The organism is Flavobacterium sp. ASV13, from assembly GCF_000745775.1.
In the GTDB taxonomy this organism is placed as follows: domain Bacteria; phylum Bacteroidota; class Bacteroidia; order Flavobacteriales; family Flavobacteriaceae; genus Flavobacterium.
In genome coordinates, this window is record NZ_JQJY01000002.1 from 227,018 (window position 1) to 246,843 (window position 19,826).

General features: G+C 33.1%; 17 protein-coding genes. 10 read left to right on the forward strand and 7 right to left on the reverse strand.

All coding sequences use genetic code 11. The features are described 5' to 3' along the window. Positions 1 to 729 (reverse strand): TrmH family RNA methyltransferase, encoded by a 729-nt coding sequence (locus GQ47_RS04750; RefSeq protein WP_035645666.1) that lies wholly within the window; start codon positions 727 to 729, stop codon positions 1 to 3. 37 nt (positions 730 to 766) lie between these two features. Between GQ47_RS04750 and GQ47_RS04755 the strand changes: the two genes are divergently transcribed. From GQ47_RS04755 to GQ47_RS04770, 4 genes are all read left to right on the forward strand, one after another. Continuing rightward, positions 767 to 3,340, forward strand: a complete 2,574-nt coding sequence (locus tag GQ47_RS04755; RefSeq protein WP_051951362.1) for a translocation and assembly module lipoprotein TamL — start codon at positions 767 to 769, stop codon at positions 3,338 to 3,340. A 60-nt stretch (positions 3,341 to 3,400) separates the two neighbouring features. Further along, positions 3,401 to 4,468, forward strand: a complete 1,068-nt coding sequence (fbaA, locus tag GQ47_RS04760; RefSeq protein ID WP_035645669.1) for a class II fructose-bisphosphate aldolase — start codon at positions 3,401 to 3,403, stop codon at positions 4,466 to 4,468. A 109-nt stretch (positions 4,469 to 4,577) separates the two neighbouring features. Then, positions 4,578 to 5,432, forward strand: coding sequence for an acetyl-CoA carboxylase, carboxyltransferase subunit beta (accD, locus tag GQ47_RS04765; protein ID WP_026728501.1), 855 nt, complete (start codon positions 4,578 to 4,580; stop codon positions 5,430 to 5,432). 82 nt (positions 5,433 to 5,514) lie between these two features. Continuing rightward, entirely contained in the window at positions 5,515 to 6,132 is a 618-nt protein-coding gene (locus tag GQ47_RS04770) for a hypothetical protein (RefSeq protein ID WP_035645673.1), read from the forward strand. Between the two features lie 125 nt (positions 6,133 to 6,257). Here the strand turns inward: GQ47_RS04770 and GQ47_RS04775 are convergent, their stop codons facing one another. Together GQ47_RS04775 and GQ47_RS04780 are read right to left on the reverse strand one after the other, a co-directional pair. Continuing rightward, positions 6,258 to 7,145: a cupin-like domain-containing protein gene (locus tag GQ47_RS04775; protein WP_035645676.1), complete on the reverse strand. Its 888-nt coding sequence runs from the start codon at positions 7,143 to 7,145 to the stop codon at positions 6,258 to 6,260. 89 nt (positions 7,146 to 7,234) lie between these two features. Beyond that, complete coding sequence (locus GQ47_RS04780) at positions 7,235 to 8,482, reverse strand: ABC transporter permease (RefSeq protein ID WP_035645679.1); 1,248 nt, start codon at positions 8,480 to 8,482, stop codon at positions 7,235 to 7,237. A 166-nt stretch (positions 8,483 to 8,648) separates the two neighbouring features. Between GQ47_RS04780 and purH the strand changes: the two genes are divergently transcribed. The 6 genes from purH (at position 8,649) to rodA (ending at position 15,905) form a co-directional block, all read left to right on the forward strand. Then, entirely contained in the window at positions 8,649 to 10,175 is a 1,527-nt protein-coding gene (gene purH / locus GQ47_RS04785; RefSeq protein ID WP_035645682.1) for a bifunctional phosphoribosylaminoimidazolecarboxamide formyltransferase/IMP cyclohydrolase, read from the forward strand. 56 nt (positions 10,176 to 10,231) lie between these two features. Further along, positions 10,232 to 11,260 carry a rod shape-determining protein gene (locus GQ47_RS04790; protein ID WP_008466528.1) on the forward strand — a complete coding sequence of 343 codons (1,029 nt, stop codon included), beginning with the start codon at positions 10,232 to 10,234 and terminating at the stop codon, positions 11,258 to 11,260. Between the two features lie 109 nt (positions 11,261 to 11,369). Continuing rightward, positions 11,370 to 12,194, forward strand: a complete 825-nt coding sequence (gene mreC, locus GQ47_RS04795; protein WP_035645686.1) for a rod shape-determining protein MreC — start codon at positions 11,370 to 11,372, stop codon at positions 12,192 to 12,194. Beyond that, positions 12,187 to 12,693: a hypothetical protein gene (locus GQ47_RS04800; protein ID WP_035645688.1), complete on the forward strand. Its 507-nt coding sequence runs from the start codon at positions 12,187 to 12,189 to the stop codon at positions 12,691 to 12,693. The genes mreC and GQ47_RS04800 overlap by 8 nt, the downstream gene beginning before the upstream one ends. Continuing rightward, a complete protein-coding gene (gene mrdA / locus GQ47_RS04805; protein ID WP_035645691.1) occupies positions 12,690 to 14,654 on the forward strand; it encodes a penicillin-binding protein 2 in 1,965 nt (654 codons plus the stop codon). Before GQ47_RS04800 ends, mrdA begins: the two co-directional genes overlap by 4 nt. Before the next feature lie 15 nt (positions 14,655 to 14,669). Beyond that, positions 14,670 to 15,905, forward strand: a complete 1,236-nt coding sequence (rodA, locus tag GQ47_RS04810; protein WP_035645694.1) for a rod shape-determining protein RodA — start codon at positions 14,670 to 14,672, stop codon at positions 15,903 to 15,905. 175 nt (positions 15,906 to 16,080) lie between these two features. Here rodA and GQ47_RS04815 read toward each other — a convergent pair whose 3' ends face one another. The 4 genes from GQ47_RS04815 to GQ47_RS04830 all read right to left on the reverse strand — a co-directional run bounded on the left by GQ47_RS04815 (position 16,081) and on the right by GQ47_RS04830 (position 19,785). Further along, positions 16,081 to 16,767, reverse strand: a complete 687-nt coding sequence (locus GQ47_RS04815) for a DedA family protein (protein WP_035645697.1) — start codon at positions 16,765 to 16,767, stop codon at positions 16,081 to 16,083. Positions 16,768 to 16,904: 137 nt separating this feature from the next. Beyond that, positions 16,905 to 17,246, reverse strand: coding sequence for a heavy-metal-associated domain-containing protein (locus GQ47_RS04820; RefSeq protein WP_035645699.1), 342 nt, complete (start codon positions 17,244 to 17,246; stop codon positions 16,905 to 16,907). Between the two features lie 30 nt (positions 17,247 to 17,276). After that, on the reverse strand, positions 17,277 to 19,283 hold the full coding sequence (locus GQ47_RS04825; RefSeq protein ID WP_035646813.1) for a TonB-dependent receptor plug domain-containing protein: 2,007 nt from the start codon (positions 19,281 to 19,283) through the stop codon (positions 17,277 to 17,279). A 103-nt stretch (positions 19,284 to 19,386) separates the two neighbouring features. Next, a complete protein-coding gene (locus GQ47_RS04830; protein ID WP_035645701.1) occupies positions 19,387 to 19,785 on the reverse strand; it encodes an HYC_CC_PP family protein in 399 nt (132 codons plus the stop codon). Positions 19,786 to 19,826 lie beyond the last annotated feature (41 nt).

The following is a 19,826-nucleotide window of genomic DNA, read 5'->3' on the forward strand; positions in this document are numbered from 1 at the left end:
CTAACAATTTCGTTTAAATTCACTGAGAATAATTGCTGTTGCGGTGGCTACATTTAAACTTTCGGTTTTTTGCAGCTCTCCAAATCTAGGAATTGTGAGTCGGCTTGTGACCATTTTTTCAATTTCTGCCGAAATTCCATTGGCTTCATTACCCATGATAATGATTCCGTTTTGAGGCAAATTTGATTTATAAATGTTTTCGCCGTCCATAAAAGTTCCAAAAATTGGTAGTTTTGTTTGGGCGATAAAGTTTTTCAAATCAACATAATTTACATTTACTCTGGTTATAGATCCCATTGTAGCCTGAACCACTTTTGGGTTATAAATATCTACAGTCTCTTTAGAGCAAATAATTTGGTTGATGCCAAACCAGTCGCAAAGACGTAAAATTGTTCCTAAATTTCCAGGATCACGAATATCGTCTAAAGCCAAAATCAAACCTGAATCGATTATTTTATTTTCGGCAGGGATTTTGAATACAGCCAAACAAGAATTTGGAGTCGACAAAGCACTTATTTTTTTTAGCTCCTGTTCATTAATGAGCGTTCGTTTTGAAGACTGAACTGTTTCAAAATCATTTTGCGTGGTGTACAAATGCTCTAATTCAAAATTGGATTGCAACAATTCTTGAATTACTTTTACTCCTTCAGCAAAAAATAATTGATTTGCAAAACGTTGTTTTTTTTGATGTAAGCCTGAGATAAGTTTTATTTGGTTTTTACTAACCATAAAATAATGTACTTTTGAATTAAATATTTATAAACACTTGAAAAATAATTCCACAAAAATAACAGCATTTATTCTAATAGCAACACTTATTTGTGCTTGTAATGCTGTAAAAAGAGTTCCAGATGGAAAAAACCTTCTTGTAAAAAATAATATTCTTGTAAACGGACAGTCTTCAAATGACGAAACTGCTTCAAATCAAATGTATCAAAAGCCAAACGGAAAGTTACTAGGCTTTAAATTACGTTTAAATTTATACAATTTAGCCAATTTAAACCCAGATTCTACTTATCAGGCAAAATTTGACAATCATCCTGGCCGATATGAACGTTGGTCAAAAGTACTTTCAGCAAAGCAAGTTGATCGTCTTGGTCAGTCTTTTATAAATAAAGGATTGAATGATTTCTTAAAAAACACAGGTGAAGCACCGGTAATTATTGATACCGCAAAAACAAAAAAAACGTTGCTTCGCTTAAAATACTACTATTTAAATAATGGTTTTTTTAAAGTACAAACAGACTATACTATTGATACTATCGGAATTAAAAGAGCTAAAATTAATTACAATATTACGACTGGGCCTGCATATACATTAGACTCGATCAGAACTACGATTTTGACTCCAGCCTTAGATTCTTTGTATCACAATAGTAAAGAACCTTCTGTCTTAAAATCTGGGAATCAATACAAAACAACAGATTTTGAGGAAGAAAAAAATCGTATTACAACTTATTTCAGAAATAATGGGGCTTACTATTTTCAGCCTACATATGTGACTTTTGATATTGATACAATTGGCAAACAAAATAAAGCCGATGTAAACTTAATCATCAACAACAATAGCATACAAGAGAAAGATTCCAGCCGCACAGAACCTTTTAAATTGTACAAAATCAGCGATGTAAATATTTATACTGATTATTCACCGGCTAATGCAAAATCAAAAATCAACGATAGTATTTCGTACAACAACTTTAATTTGTATGGTTATAAAAAAATCAAATACAAACCGAGAGCTATTACCGACGCTATTTTTATTACAAAAGGAAGTATTTTCTCTGACACGAGAACAACGCTTTCTTCTAGATATTTGAACAATTTAAAAATCTTCAATTATCCTTCTATACAATACGAAGTTGATAAAAGAGACTCGACCGCACAGTCTTTAATTGCCAATGTCTATTTGACACCAAGAAAAAAATACAGTTTTGGAGCAACACTTGACGTGACACACTCTAATATTCAGGATTTTGGTATTGGGGCAAGTATTTCTGAAACTATCCGAAATGTATTTAACCGTGCTGAAACACTGGAAATTTCGGCAAGAATGAATATTGGTTCATCAAAAGACATGGCGAATCCAAATAATAATTTCTTCAATGTTTCAGAATATGGACTTGATATGAAATTAAATTTCCCAAGAATTTTAATGCCTTTTGGAACCGAAAAAATTATTCCGAAAAGGATGATTCCTTCTACATCTATATCAAGCGGTTTTTCTAAACAACGAAATATAGGTTTAGATAAAGAAAACTTTACCGGAGGAATCGCGTATAATTGGTCCCCAAAACGTCATAACACTGCAAAATTAGAATTGCTTAACGCACAATATGTTCGAAACTTAAATCCAAACAACTATTTTAATGTTTATACATCTTCATATGATGAATTAAACGGTATTGGTAAAGACTATAATACCAAACCTATCAACTGGGGAGATACACCAGAAGAACAAGCGAGAAAAGATCTGACTATACCTAAAGGAACTACAGGCTTTACTAATGATGTATTAACCGGGCAAACAGCCTTGCTTCCTGGAGATCCTCTGTATAGAGATGTGGAAAGTATTGAAGAACGAAGAGTTCGTTTGACTGAAAATGACTTTATTTTAGCGACAAATTATACATTCACTAAAACAACTAAAAAAGACCTAGCAGATAATACTTTCTATCAATTTAAAACCAAAATAGAATCGGCGGGGACTTTGTTATCAGCCATTTCAAACATTGCGAGTCTGCCTAAAAATACAAATGGCAATTATGAAATATTTAATTTAGAATATTCTGAATACATTAAAACCGAATTCGATTATATCAAGCATTGGGATTTTGGAAAAGAAAATGTGCTTGCGGTACGAAGCTTCTTTGGGATTGCAATTCCTTTTGGAAACTCTAATTATATTCCGTTTTCACGAAGTTATTATTCAGGAGGTTCAAATGACAACCGTGCGTGGCAACCTTACTCATTGGGTCCGGGAAGTACAGACGCAATGGATGATTTTAATGAGGCGAATATGAAGATTGCTTTTAGTGCCGAATATCGTTTTAAAATTCTTGGAGATGTTAAAGGAGCCGTTTTTGCAGACGCCGGAAATATCTGGAATGTGCTCGATAATGTCATCGATGAGAAGGCAAAATTTTCTGGCGTAAACGATTTAGCTGAAATCGCTTTGGGCTCAGGATTTGGATTACGATACGATTTAAGCTTCTTTGTTGTTCGATTAGATTTAGGCTTCAAGACCTATAATCCGGCACATGAGAAGGGAGACAGATGGTTTAAAGAATACAATTTTGGTCACTCGGTTTTAAATTTTGGAATAAATTATCCATTCTAATGCTAATTAATTCTTATTTTTGCAACCTAAAAACTAAAAACAACTATAAAAAAAATTACAATGGCACACAATATCAAACCAGGAGTTGCTACAGGAGACCAAGTTCAGGAGATTTTTAACTATGCAAAAGAAAAAGGATTTGCACTTCCTGCAGTAAACGTTACTGGATCAAGCACAATCAACGGTGTACTTGAAACTGCAGCAAAACTTAACGCACCAGTTATTATTCAATTTTCTAACGGAGGAGCACAATTCAACGCTGGAAAAGGATTATCTAACGCAGGTGAAAAAGCGGCTATCGCTGGAGGAATCGCTGGAGCAAAACATATTCACACTTTGGCAGAAGCTTACGGTGCAACTGTAATTTTACACACTGACCACTGCGCAAAAAAATTATTGCCTTGGATTGATGGTTTATTAGATGCTTCTGAAAAACATTTCGCAGAAACAGGAAAACCATTATTCAGTTCTCATATGATCGATTTGTCTGAGGAGCCAATCGAAGAAAACATCGAGATCTGTAAAGAGTATTTAGCAAGAATGAGCAAAATGGGTATGACATTAGAAATCGAGCTTGGTATTACAGGTGGTGAAGAAGATGGTGTTGACAACTCTGATGTTGATAGCTCAAAATTATATACTCAACCAGAAGAAGTAGCTTACGCTTACGAAGAATTATCTAAAGTAAGTCCTAAATTTACAATTGCAGCTGCTTTCGGAAACGTTCACGGTGTTTACAAACCAGGAAACGTAAAATTAACTCCAAAAATCTTAAAAAATTCTCAGGATTTCGTACAAAACAAATTCAACACAGGACACAATCCAGTTGATTTCGTTTTCCACGGAGGTTCAGGTTCTACACTTGAAGAAATTAGAGAAGGAATTAGCTACGGAGTTATCAAAATGAACATCGATACAGATTTACAATTTGCATATACTGAAGGAATTCGTGATTATATGGTTAAAAACCTTGACTATTTAAAATCTCAAATTGGTAACCCAGAAGGTGCTGATGCTCCAAACAAAAAATATTACGATCCAAGAAGATGGGTTCGTGAAAGCGAAGTAACATTCAACGCAAGACTTGAACAAGCTTTTGCTGATTTAAATAACGTAAACACGCTTTAAAATTTAGATTTCTGATTTTAGATTTCAGACTTCTAAAAAAGCCTGAAATCTAATTTTTGAAATAGGATTGAAATCTAAACTTTAAAATCTACATTCTAAAATTAAAAAAATGGCTTGGTTTAAAAGACAAGAAAAAGGGATTACGACCGCTACAGAAGACAAGATGGACGTTCCGAAAGGATTGTGGTACAAATCTCCAACTGGAAAAATTATTGATGCAGACGAATTAGCGAGAAACTTATTCGTAAGCCCTGAAGATGATTTTCACGTTCGAATTGGAAGCGCAACCTATTTTGAAATTTTATTCGACAACAACGAATTTGTTGAGTTAGATAAAAACATGACATCAAAAGATCCTCTGCATTTTGTGGATACAAAGAAATATGCAGAAAGATTGAAAGATGTAATGGAAAAAACTCATCTTAAAGACGCTGTACGTACGGGAGTAGGAAAATCTAAAGGAAGAGAACTTGTAATTTGCTGTATGGATTTCGCTTTTATTGGTGGATCTATGGGAGCTGTTGTAGGTGAAAAAATTGCAAGAGGAATTGATCACGCGATCAAAAACAAACTTCCTTTTGTAATGATTTCTAAATCTGGTGGAGCTCGTATGATGGAAGCTGCTTATTCTTTAATGCAATTAGCAAAAACTTCTGTAAAACTGGCTCAATTAGCTGAAGCTAAATTACCTTACATTTCTCTTTGTACAGACCCTACAACGGGTGGAACAACTGCATCTTACGCAATGTTAGGAGATATCAATATCTCTGAGCCGGGCGCTTTGATTGGTTTTGCTGGTCCACGTGTTGTTCGTGACACTACAGGAAAAGATTTACCAGAAGGTTTCCAAACTGCTGAGTTTCTTTTAGAGCACGGTTTCTTAGACTTTATCACGCCTAGAAAAGAATTGAAAGATAAGATTAACTTATATATCGATTTGATTCAAAATAATGATATTCGATAGTTTTTTAAACTATACAAAATAGAAAATCCCAAGAAATCACTTCTTGGGATTTTTTTATATCTTTATTTTAAATCTTATTTCTATGTGGAGACCTTTAATTGGTTTTATGATTTGTTTTCTTCTTTGGAATTGCGCCAAAAAAGAAGACCAGGCAATTGAACATAATTTTACTTATATTATTTCATATGAAAATAAAAAACTTCAAAAACATAGTGATTCATTAAAAAACAGCAACAGTAATCTAATCGTAATACCACCTCGAAGAATTTATGGTGAAAGCCAGCTTATAATTGATAAAAAAGGAAATTTTTATTTCTATCAAAGAGATAATATAGTAAAAATGTGCGGTACTCGCTCTCCATATGATACTCTTCCTCATCTTATAGGCTTAAAACCCAATGACATTGTTCGAATACCTCAAAAGAGTTTAAATGATTTTCTTTCTGAAAACATACTTACTAAAGAAAAAGACAGACGAATTTTAACGATTGCATCTCAATGTGACACTATTAAAAACAGTTCTCTTTTTAATTTCATAAATAAAAACAATATAGACACATACTTAATCAGAAGAACTACTCAAGAAGAAGATACGGTTCTTAAATATAAAAAAAACAATAAATTTTATTATTCCGAAGATATTAAATGGGATGAGAACAAAATACAGCTTCCTTTTACAAAACCAAAATTAAACCATTAAAACAAACACATATCGTTCCTACGGAACTTCTGAACGCGGAATTTCATTTTTCAACGGAATAAATTCCGTCGCTACCAATATTTCATTCCTACGGAATTTTTCATTTCCTAAATACAATCTTTAAATTACCCCGCTTTTTTCAAATCCTTTTTTAATTCTTTTTCTGCAATTTTAAAAACTAATTTTTCACGCCAGATTGCATAACGTTCTCTAAAAACAACCTTAATAGCACTGTCAACTGCACCGTGCATAAATAAACTCCAAACGCTTGCAATTTTTCGAGAAATCGATGAATCCCAAGCACGAAGTGTTAAAGAAAAAGAACCGTCTATATATCGCATCCAGTGCCACATTCCCGTTGGCATAAACAAAGTATCGCCATGTTCCAGAAAAACCTCATATCCTTCAACACCTTTTAGCGCAGGAAATTTTTCAAAATCAGGATTTGCTACATCATAATCTTCTAATGCGTAAGTTGTATTTGGAAGACAATAAAGTCGTTTTTTCCATTTATTGTCAAATAGTATGATATGTTTTCGTCCTCCAAAATGAGTATGAAAAAGATGCGGCAAATCAATGTCATAATGCAAAAAAGTAATTGCCTTTGAGCCTCCAAAAAACATGGCTGGCATGCTTTCTATAAAACCGCCCATTAATTCTTTCGGAATTTTTACATCGTCAATTAATTCGGGTCTGTGTTTGAAAAGATTGAAGAAAAAAATACGCAGTTGTGTTGGCTCACGTTTTATCAAATCAAGATACTCGCCAAATTTCATACTCGCAATCGAAGCATTGATTACTTTTTTCGGATCTGCTTTTGAATTATCTACCAATTTAACCTCAATATCACCTGCAATCTGCTTAAAATATTCTGTTGACCATTTTTCTCTTGCAGGCCAGTCTTTTGTAAGCCCTTTTATGATTAAAGGCTTTCTTTTATCCAAATAATTCTTTTTAAAATCCTCTTTGGAAATAGACTCAACAGTATCAACAGATTTAAGGTTAAAGCTCATTTATTTAGCGATTTAAGTTCTTACTCTATCAAAAGTATCTAATTATTTTTACGCATCAAAATTTACAGTAAAATAACACAAAAACAATATTACATTCCTGTTCTAATCGCTTCAACCGGATCGAGATTTGCTGCTGAAACTGCTGGAAGGATACCTGAAATTATACCTACGAAAATGGACAATCCTGCTCCAATAAAGATATTCCAGAAACTTAAAACAAATTCGAATTCTAATAAATTAGTCAAAAGAAGCGAAAGAAGCCAAACAATAAACAAACCAATTATACCGCCAATTAAACAAAGCATAACAGCTTCAAATAAAAATTGAAATAATATAAAACGGTTTTTTGCTCCTAATGATTTTTGAATTCCAATTAAATTAGTACGTTCTTTAACAGAAACAAACATAATATTCGCAACTCCAAAACCACCAACTAAAAAGGAAAAAATACTGATAAAAATTCCGGCAGTTCTTAAAGTACCCAAAATTCCATCAATAAAATCAGTAAAACCAGAAAGGACATTTACAAAGAAATTATCCATTTCGCCTGCTTTCATGCCACGAGTGGCACGAAGTTTTTGCGCAACTTCAGCTTTATAAGCATCCATATCTACACCTTTAACAGGCTTCAAAACTATTACTGGCGTCATCGCATCACTATCGCCATACATGCGTCGAAGGAAATTTGCAGGCAAATAAACCGAAGTATCATTACTATCCCCAAAAAATCCTGCTCCTTGTTTTGCAATTACACCAATAACCGTAAAACGCTGTCCGTACAAACGAATATTTTTTCCGAGAGGATCACTTGTTCCAAAAAGTCCTTCGGCAATATCATATCCCAAAACAATTACAGCCGTTCCTGAGTTAGATTCAGATTCATTGTAAAATCTTCCTTTATCAAAACTTAATCCGTCAATATCGACCATTTCAAATGAAGATGGAATAATGTTCACATCGGCAACAGTTTTCGAATCGTACTTTAAACTTTCTCTGGCTACAAAAAGCTGATAACCTACCTGATCGGTGTTATTTAGCGAATTTTTCAAACCAATATATTCATCATATTTTACATTTGGGAACTGCTCTCTCTTCCATTGTGGAATTTCAGATGGACCAAAGCAATATTTCATTAAATAAATCGTATTTTTATCTAAACTGCTCAAATCTTTAGAAATTTTTCTATCTAAAGAATCGACGGCAGCCAAAACAGCAATAATCGAAAAAATACCAATTGTAACCCCCAAGAGCGACAATAAAGTTCTTAATTTATTATTTCGTAAAGCATTTATAGCAAAGCTCAGACTTTCTTTTAATAATCGAAGGTAAAGAAGCATATAGTAGTATTTTTCAATAAAGTAAAATTCAATAATTTAAAATCAAAAACCTAATAAAAGTTAACTTACTCATCAGTAGATTTTTTTAGCATAATGTTACATTAATTTTCTTTAAAATAATATTTAAAAAAACTACTTTTGCAGTCTCAAAAATCATAACTACACAATGAGCACAACTAAAAAAATACAATCAGCATTAATTTCTGTTTTTTCGAAAGATGGATTAGAGCCAATCGTTAGAAAATTACACGAACAAAATGTAACACTTTACTCTACTGGAGGAACTGAAGATTTCATTAAAAACCTTGGAATTCCAGTAGTTCCTGTTGAAGATATTACTTCTTTTCCAGAAATTCTTGGAGGAAGAGTAAAAACATTGCACCCGAAAATTTTTGGAGGAATTCTAAACCGTCAGGATAACGAGAGCGATGTTCAACAAATGAAAGAATTTGACATTCCTCAAATTGATTTGGTAATTGTTGATTTGTATCCTTTTGAAAAAACAGTTGCTTCAGGTGCAAGCGAACAAGATATCATCGAAAAAATTGATATCGGCGGAATTTCACTAATCCGTGCAGGTGCTAAAAATTTCAAAGACACTGTAATTGTTGCTTCAGTCAACGAATACAGTCTTCTTTTAGATTTGATTACAGAGCAAGACGGAGCAACAACTCTTGAAAACAGAAGATTGTTGGCTACAAAAGCATTCCACGTTTCTTCTCATTACGACGGAGCTATTTTTAATTATTTCAACACAGACGAGACTATTTACAAAGAAAGCATTGCAAACGGTCAAGTTTTAAGATACGGTGAAAACCCTCACCAAAAAGGTTTCTTCTTTGGAGATTTTGACGCAATATTCAACAAAATTCACGGAAAAGAATTATCATACAATAATTTATTAGATGTTGATGCTGCAGTAAATTTAATTGCTGAATTTAAAACTGACGGACCAACGTTCGCGATTTTAAAACACAATAATGCTTGCGGATTGGCTTCTAGAAAAACAATCAGCGAAGCTTATTTAGCAGCTTTGGCTTGTGATCCTACTTCTGCTTTTGGAGGAGTGTTAATTTCTAACACAAAAATTGATTTAGAAACTGCACAGGAAATCAACAAATTATTCTGCGAAGTGGTAATCGCTCCAGCATATGATAATGAAGCAGTTACTGTTTTACAAGAGAAGAAAAACAGAATCATTTTAATTCAAAATGAAGTTGAATTACCAAATCGTCAAGTAAGAACTTGTCTTAATGGTTTGTTAATTCAGGACAGAAATAATATTACGGATAATAAAGAGCATTTAAAAACCGTTACAATAACAGAACCTACTGCTCAGGAGATCGAAGATTTGATCTTTGCTTCGAAAATTTGCAAGAATACAAAATCAAACACTATTGTATTCGCAAAAAACGGAACACTAATTTCATCAGGTACAGGTCAGACATCAAGAGTCGATGCATTAATGCAGGCTGTAGACAAAGCGAAAGCATTTGGATTTGATTTAACTGGAGCTTCAATGGCGAGTGATGCATTTTTCCCATTTCCGGACTGTGTAGAATTAGCTAAAAAAGCAGGAATTACTGCTGTAATTCAGCCAGGAGGTTCGATAAAAGACGAATTAAGCATAAATTATTGCAACGAAAATAATCTTGCAATGGTATTTACAGGAACGCGTCATTTTAAACATTAATTTGTTTAACTTTGTTCGATAAATAATTTATAACATTTTAAACCCCTAAAAAACTTATGGGATTTTTTGATTTCATGACTGAGGATATTGCAATAGACCTTGGTACCGCAAACACTTTAATCATTCATAATGATAAAGTTGTTATTGACAGCCCCTCTATCGTAGCACGCGACAGAGTATCAGGCAAAATCATCGCTGTTGGTAAAGAAGCCAATATGATGCAAGGTAAAACGCATGAAAACATCAAGACCATAAGGCCATTGAAAGATGGAGTAATTGCTGATTTTGATGCTTCTGAAAAAATGATCAATATGTTCATTAAGAGTATTCCTGCATTGAAAAAAAGAATGTTTACACCAGCTTTAAGAATGGTTGTATGTATTCCGTCTGGAATTACTGAGGTTGAAATGCGTGCAGTAAAAGAATCTTGTGAAAGAGTAAACGGAAAAGAAGTTTATTTAATTCACGAGCCAATGGCAGCAGCAATCGGTATTGGTATTGACATTATGCAACCAAAAGGAAACATGATTGTAGATATCGGAGGTGGTACAACTGAAATTGCAGTTATCGCTTTAGGTGGAATTGTTTGCGACAAATCTGTAAAAATTGCAGGTGACGTTTTCACAAATGATATCGTTTATTACATGCGTACACAGCACAACTTATTTGTTGGAGAAAGTACTGCTGAAAAAATTAAAATTCAAATCGGAGCGGCTATCGAAGATTTAGACGGACCGCCAGAAGATATGTCAGTTCAAGGTAGAGATTTACTTACTGGTAAACCAAAACAAGTTGATGTTTCTTACCGTGAAATCGCAAAAGCATTAGACAAATCTATTCAGCGTATCGAGGATGCAGTAATGGAAACATTATCTCAAACTCCTCCTGAATTAGCGGCTGATATTTACAATACCGGTATTTATTTAGCTGGTGGAGGATCTATGTTAAGAGGTCTTGACAAACGTATTTCTCAAAAAACTGATTTACCAGTTTATATTGCTGAAGATCCGTTGAGAGCTGTTGTTCGCGGTACTGGAATGGCACTTAAAAACATTGCAAAATTCAAAAGCATCTTAATAAAATAAGATTCAAAACAAATAATTATACTTTTTATTAGAGTTAAATTCAAACATTTAACTCTAATAAAATTTTGAAACTTTAAGCATATCCTGAAACAAAATAACCAGACAAGAAATGCAGCAAATATTTAATTTCATTATAAGAAACAGTAATCGATTGCTGTTTTTGCTGCTTTTAGGTATTTCGTTGACGCTCACAATTCAATCACATTCTTACCATAGAAGCAAAATAATCAGCTCTGCCAACTTTTTGAGCGGAGGTGTTTATGAAAGAATTAATCGCATAGACGAATATTTGAATTTAAGAGCTGAAAATGAAGAGCTTGTACTCGAAAATGCAAGATTAAAAAGTCTTTTATTCAATAAAGAAGACACCACAAAATTGCCTTTACCTGATACAATTAAAGGAGTAAAACCTGCTGACATTATTGTATCAAAAGTGATTCACAATACATACAGTACACACGAAAACTTTCTTACTTTAAATTCTGGATCCAATGAAGGTGTAAAACCAGATATGGGAGTGATAAACAGTTTAGGGATTGTTGGAGTAATCGATAACACCTCACCTAGATATTCAACTGTGGTTAGTATTTTGAACATGAAATCACAGATCAACGCCAAACTTAAAAAATCAAATCACTTTGGTTCTTTAACATGGGACGGAAAAAGTACCGGTTTTGTCCAGCTGAAAGATGTTCCAAGATTAGCTTCTGTTAGAAAAGGCGATACTATCGTAACAGGAGGGCAATCTGTAATTTTCCCTGAAGGAATCAACATTGGAACTGTTGAAACCGTTTACAAAGAGGAACAAACCAGTTTTTATGTTATAAAAGTTAAGTTATTTAACGATATGACAAACCTTGGGCATGTTTACATTATCAAAAGCAAAGACAGAGAAGAACTTATTAATTTAGAAAAAAAGGAAAAAGATGAATAGCGCATTGTTAGTCAATATTTTTCGATTTATTATGTTACTGGCAATTCAGATTGTTATTTTCAACAATATGAATTTTTTAGGATACATAAGTCCTTTTCCGTATATTCTGTATATCATTCTTTATCCTGTAAACAGTAATAAATCAGGATTGATTATTTCGAGTTTTTTACTCGGATTAACAATGGATATGTTTTGTAATTCAGGAGGAATTCATGCAACATCATGCGTAATTCTTGCTTACTACAGGCCTTATATTTTTAAATTTTCATTTGGACTGAGTTATGAATATCAAACCATCAAATTAAACGAATCCTTAACGCCAGAACGGTTTTCATTTATTTTGGTATCAGTTTTGCTGCATCATATCGTATTGTTTGTGCTCGAAGCGTTCCAATTCAAATTCATTTGGGATATTTTACTCCGAACGCTGTTTAGCTCAATTTTTACAATTATAACCTCAATCATAATCATTTATCTTATTAAGCCCAATAAACGATGAGAAAAGTTCTGCTGCCCGCTTTAATTATTATTGCAGGATCTTTACTGGTGATCAGGGTATTTTATTTGCAAATTGTAGACGATTCATTTAAGCTAAAATCAGAAAACAACGCAATAAAAAAACAGTACGATTATCCCGAGAGAGGTTACATTTACGATAGAAATGGTAAACTTTTAGTTGCCAATCAGGCTTCTTATGATATCATGGTTATTCCGCGCGATATCAAAGAAGATTTGAATGTTACGGAGTTTTGTTCTTTACTAAACATCACAAAAGAAGAATACGACAAAAGAATTGCGAAGGCTAAAGTATATAGTCCTCGTCTTCCTTCTGTATTTTTGGCTCAATTAAATAAAAATGAATTTGCTGCTTTTCAAGAAAAAATCAGAAAATTTGAAGGTTTCTATTTCCAAAAACGTTCACTTCGTGATTACGAAGTAGATTATGGCGCCAATATATTTGGTTTTATCACTCAGGTAAATGAAAACTTAATTAAAAAAAATCCATATTATAATAGTGGAGATTTAATTGGACAGCAAGGTGTTGAACAAAGCTACGAAGAAGTTTTGCGCGGTATAAAAGGTGTAAAATACATTCAGAAAGACAAATACAACCGAGAAATTGGTTCGTATAAAGACGGAAAATACGATACAATTGCTGTTGCCGGAGAAGATATCAATTTAACTATTGATGGCGAACTTCAAAAGTATGGCCAAGAGTTAATGATCAATAAAAGAGGTGGAATTGTTGCTATTGAGCCTAAAACCGGTGAAATTCTAGCATTAGTGACCGCTCCATCTTTCGACCCTGGAATTTTAGTAGGAAGACAAAAATCCAAGAATTATACACTTTTATATCACGATTCAATAGCAAAACCTTTATACGACAGAGGGCTTTTAGCAGAATATCCGCCAGGATCGCCATTTAAAATTTTAACTGGACTGGTTGCGCTTCAAGAAGGAGTTATTGATGAGCATACGACTTTTATGTGTCATCACGGTTTTAGCTACGGACGAGGGCGCTTTATGAAGTGTCACGGCTTTGGACCTCATCAATTAAATAACGGGATTTACAATTCTTGTAATACTTATTTTGCACAATCTTACATGCTAACGATTAACAAATACAAGAATCCCGGGTACGCAGTTGATGTTTGGAGCGGGCACGTGAAAAGTTTTGGTCTTGGCCAATTTATGGGATATGATTTGCCAACGGGAAGAAAAGGAAATATTCCAACTTCTAAAACTTACAAAAAAATATACCCAAATGGTGGCTGGAGAAGCACCACAATTGTATCTAATGCTATTGGTCAAGGTGAAGTTTTAATGACCCCTATTCAATTAGCGAATATGATGGCGACTGTTGCAAATCAAGGTTATTATTACACTCCTCACATTATTAAAAAAATCGAGGGTAAAAAAATAGATGCAAAATTTACAACTAAACACGAAACTACGATTGATAAAAAGTATTTCCCTCCGGTTATAAATGGTTTATTTGACGTTTACAACAAAGGAACGGCTTATGCTCTTAGAGTTGAAGGTATTGATATCTGCGGAAAAACAGGTACAGCTGAGAATTTTGCAAAAATCAACGGAGTACGAACAAAACTAAAAGACCACTCTATTTTTGTGGCATTTGCTCCAAAAGACAATCCAAAAATCGCTATTGCAATTATGATTGAAAACGGAGGTTTTGGTGCAACAGTTGCCGGACCAATTGCAAGTTTGATGATTGAAAAATATTTAAGAAAGAAGATTACAAGAACTGATTTAGAAGTTCGTGTTTTGAATAAAAGTCTGGTTGCTGAATATGCTAAATTAGGCGGAATAAGTGAAGCAAGCGCAATTGAATCTACACCAAAAGATTCGATTTTAAAAGCTAAAATAGTTACTCCTAAGCCAGGTGTTCCTAAAACAGAAATGAAGAAAATAGCAACCGATACCACTAAAGAAAACTAAGAAAGATTATTTCAAATGAAAAATCAAAGTGTAAAAAATAATATTGACTGGATAAGTGTTTTTATCTACATCACGTTAGTAATATTAGGGTGGTTGAATATTTATTCGTCTTCATTACTATCTACAGAAGGAACGTATCAAAAACAGCTTATTTTTATTGGCTGTACAGTGCCATTAATTTTTGTGGTGCTTTTTGTTGACGGAAAATTCTATGAGAAATATGCTAGTATAATATTTGGAGTTGCACTATTATCTCTTGCCGGATTGTTTCTTTTTGGAAAAACAATTGCCGGACAACGATGCTGGTATGCTATAGGAAGTTTTACTTTACAACCTTCAGAATTTGCAAAAGCAGCCACGTCATTAGCGCTGGCAAAATATCTGAGCGACACACAAATCAACCTCAAGGATGTCAATAGGCAGATACAGGCGCTTGCTATTGTATTTTTGCCTGTCTTGCTGATTTTACCTCAGCCTGATCCTGGAAGTGCTTTAATTTACAGTATTTTTATTATTGTTTTATACAGAGAAGGTTTACCTTCTTGGTATGTATGGACCGGTTTTATTACTATTTTATTATTTGTATTAACACTTATTCTTGAACCTTATGTAGTTATTATTATAGCTGCGGTTGTTCTAGCAATTATACATTTCAAAGGCCGAGTTGTGGACAGGAATTTATTAATGAGTAGTATACTTTTGGCTATTATTTCTGCTTTTGTTTTCTCTGTTGACTATGTATTTGACCATGTTTTCAAACAACATCACAGAGACCGTTTTAATATTTTACTTGGAAAAACAGTCGATATGAAAGGTATTGGTTATAACACTAACCAATCTGAAATTGCTATTGGATCAGGTGGATGGCTTGGAAAAGGTTTTTTACAAGGCACACAAACCAAAGGAGGATTTGTACCTGAACAACATACCGATTATATTTTTACAACCGTTGGTGAAGAATGGGGTTTTGTAGGCTCATTAGTTGTGATCGCACTTTTTGTCGGTTTATTTTTAAGAGTAATTTATTTAGCAGAAAGACAAAAAACTAAATTTAGCCGTGTTTATGGTTACTGTGTCGCAGGAATCTTATTCATTCACTTTTTTGTAAACATTGCTATGGTTATCGGTATTTTCCCAACTATTGGAGTTCCTTTGCCCTTCTTTTCATATGGTGGCTCCGGACTCTGGGGCTTCACAATTTTGTTGTTTATCTTCTTAAAAATGGATGCCAACAAAGTAAATGAATGGTAGGTTTTTTAAAATTTGAATATTTAAATTCCAAAATACACTGAACTGTTATTTTCGAATATTAATATTGAGAAACATAATTATAGTAAATCCAAAAGATAATTTTTCTTCAAAAATATCTCCAGAATAATCTAAATAAAAAAAGTCCGAAGCTTTAAAACTTCGGACTTTTTTATGTTTATATTTTTTCTTGATGACTTGTTCTCTTTTTAATAAGCTTTAAGAAAACTGGGAATGTTGAAACAATTATTATTCCTATTACAATAACTTCAATGTGTTCTTTTAAATCAATTCCATGTTCTAAAAATACTCCGTATAAATAATGTCCGGAAAAGATCAAGATGAAAGACCATAAAAATGAACTTAAGATATTATAGAACATAAATTTCTTTTTATCCATTGAAACTATTCCTGCAATAATTGGTGCAAAAGTTCTAAAGATTGGAAGGAAACGAGCATAAATAATAGCCTTCCCACCATATTTTTCAAAAAAGTCTTTAGATTGTAATAAGTATTTTTTCTTGAACCAAAATGTATCTTCTTTTTTAAACAGATAATAACCACTTTTTGCTCCAAACCAATATCCGGTCATATTTCCTAAAACTCCCATAATAGCGACTAAGGTTGAGAGAATGAACACATTTACAAAATCACTTGGAATAGAAATAACATTTTCGATTAAGTCACGGCTGTAAATCCCTGATAAAAAAAGTAAACTGTCACCAGGAAGGAAAAAACCAGCAAAGAGTCCGGTTTCTGCAAAAACAATAAACAGCACTATGTATAAACCAATTTGAAAACCGCCGATGCTTAAAGTGATATAAAATTCAGGGTTAACTAATTGTGTCCAATCAAAATTATTCATAAAAATGGTTTGGTTATACTTATTTTAAGATGGTGAAAGTAACAATAATTTACTTCAACCACAATAAAATGCGGTATTTTAAAGATTAATTAACTATAAAAAAAGCCTCAAGAAAAAACTTGAGGCTTCAAATATTATTATTCTCTTACATACTTGCAACAGCTATGCAAATTATCATAATCAGCCTGAGTAGCTTTAACCTCTTTAGTGTCATGGCCTACTTTAGCAATAGCATTATTTAAATCGGCTGGCGATGATTTTTCTTCATTCAAAATCACAGCAAGCTGATGCGACGTAATGTCCCAAGTTGCAGTTTTTACACCAGGCACACTGAAAGCTGCTTTTTCAATACGTTTCTTACATTGCTCACAGTTTCCGTTAACTTCTGTTGTGTATTTTAAATTCTTATTCTTTTTAGTTTGGGCTTGCGCCGAAAAACCTAAAAACCCAATTATTGCTATTAAAATTATTTTTTTCATTTTATTTTAAATTTGATATTGTTATTGAAATTATTTTATTTTAAATCGTAATCCTGCGTAATACATTTGTCCAAAAATTGGAGAATACGCAACAGAAGCATCAAAATTTGGTCCAAATGGATCATCAGCGCCTAAAATCGCTTTTTGCTGTTTATAATTTCCGATATTCTCTCCGCCAATATAGACTTCAAAAACATCAGAAAAAACTCTTGTAACCTGTGCATTCATAACAGCATACGCTGGAGAAAAATCAGGAAACTGATCTTCTGTCGGATTTGATGCAGTATAAGGCAATTGTTGATTTCCTGTCCAGTTGAACGTATAATCAAACTTCCATTGTTTTCCATTATCTGAAGTCGTTTCATATTCCAGATTCCCCAGGAAACGGTGTTTGGCCTGCAACGGGCGCTGAAAAGTTCCTCTCAAATAATCGGTTTGAATATCATAATATTTATAAGCTGTTCTTAAATTCAAATTATGAATAAGCTCATAATTAAACTCTAGTTGAAAACTATTTGCAAATGAACTTCCTTTTAAATTATAAAACAAAACATCTTGCGGACTTTGCATTAAATCGACAACGGCCTGATTCTGAAAATCAGTTCTGTAGAAATCAAATCCAGCTTCGGCATTTTTATTAAAAAGTCTAAACTTTTGCGAAAAGCTGATTCCGTAATTCCACGCAATTTCTGGATTTAATCCGTAGATTTTTCCGTTTGTATCCAAAATTGAAAATGTTCTGGAACTAGCAAAAAGTTGTTGATTCTCGGCAAAAATATTAGCTGAACGTTTTCCTCTTCCAGCAGAAAAACGAATTACTCCATTTTTCCAGGGATTATATCTCATATGCAGACGAGGCGTCACAAAAAAGCCCAATCGATTATGATTATCAACTCTTCCACCTAAAATCAAACTAAAATTATCCGTATTATCATAAGTATACTCAAAGAATGCTCCAACCGAATTATCAATTCGGCTGTAATCATTTACATTCACAAATTCCTGATATTGATCGTATGTAAAATTCAATCCGGTTGTAAATTTATGTTTTGTATTATTGATAATCGAATTGAAAATCAAATTCGAATAAAAGCTATTCTGCTTAATATCATATAAATTCAAACCGAAATAAGAATTTTGATTATGACTATTAAAAGCATTTTGAAAACCAATACTTTGATAAGGCATATCTTTAAAAACATAACCGATCTTAGTTGATACATCAAAACGTTCTGTGTTGATTTCTGAACCCCAGTGATTTGTAGTTCCGCGGTCAATATCTTTATCAAAATCAACTTCTCCCGTTTGTTTCTTATCATTCATATATCTGAAATTGATAAAACTTACCAAACCGCTTTCAGGATCATAATATTGATAGCGATTTAAAATATTGATTTGTTTTCCTAACGGATTATCTAAAAATCCGTCATTATTCATATCGTTTTTTGCGACACGAGTATTTCCATGAACAAACAAGCTTGTCGCCCACTTATCAGATAGTTTTTTATTGAAATGTGTATTCAATTCAAAACGCGCATCTGTAGAACCATAAGCATTTAAGAAAAATGGAATATCGCTCAAGGGCTTTAAAAGTTCGGTATTAATCTGCCCCGAAATACTTTCATAACCATTAATAACACTCCCCGCTCCTTTTGTAATCTGAACACTTTCAATCCATGTTCCGGGCGTAAAAGACAATCCGTAAGCTTGGGAAGCTCCACGAACTGAAGGAATATTTTCTTCGGTAATCATCAAATACGGACTTGTTAAACCTAGCATTTTTATTTGCTTGGTTCCCGTTAAAGCATCTGAAAAATTGACATCAATAGATGGATTCGTTTCAAAGCTTTCTGCCAAATTACAGCATGCCGCTTTTAGCAATTCTTTACTTGTAATAACAGTTGTATTGGATGTAAGTGTATAGGATTTTTTAATTCCCTTTTGCTTTTTGGTGACTTTTACTTCCTGCAAATCTTCCTGCGAAAAGGCAGTAACAGAGAGCAAAATCATGCCCAAAAGCATTATATTTTTGTGCATATAAATGATTTTAATGTTATTAGAAAAGCTGTTTCTAATTCTTCTTTTAGAAAAAACAGCAAATTTCAAGCGCAAAAAATTGGCTTGATTCTAAACATTAAAATCAGGAATAAAAAATGTATTGATTGTATAATTTAAATAAAGGCGGCGCATTAGCATCAGCATAATACGAAGTGATCTGATTGCTTTTAAAATTTGGAACAGCTAAAAAAGCAATTGTTTTATATTCCTGAATTACAGCTGGAAAATCAAGCTGAAAAAAGAATATTTTGACAGTAGCATTATCTGATTTCTTTTCGAAATGAACGACTTTGTCTTTACAGCAAGAAGATTTCTTTTCATTATCTCCACAGCATTTCTTTTCTGGAGCAGCGTTCGACGTTGTATTTAGAGAAACAGAAGCGATTTCGCCTCCGCAATAATGCACATCAAAAGCAAACCCAATGTTGGAAACCAACAATAGGAAAGCTAAAAATAATCCTGTGCACTTTTTTAAATTCATATTGCAAAATTATTTAAAAAGACCGAAAAAAGATTTAATGA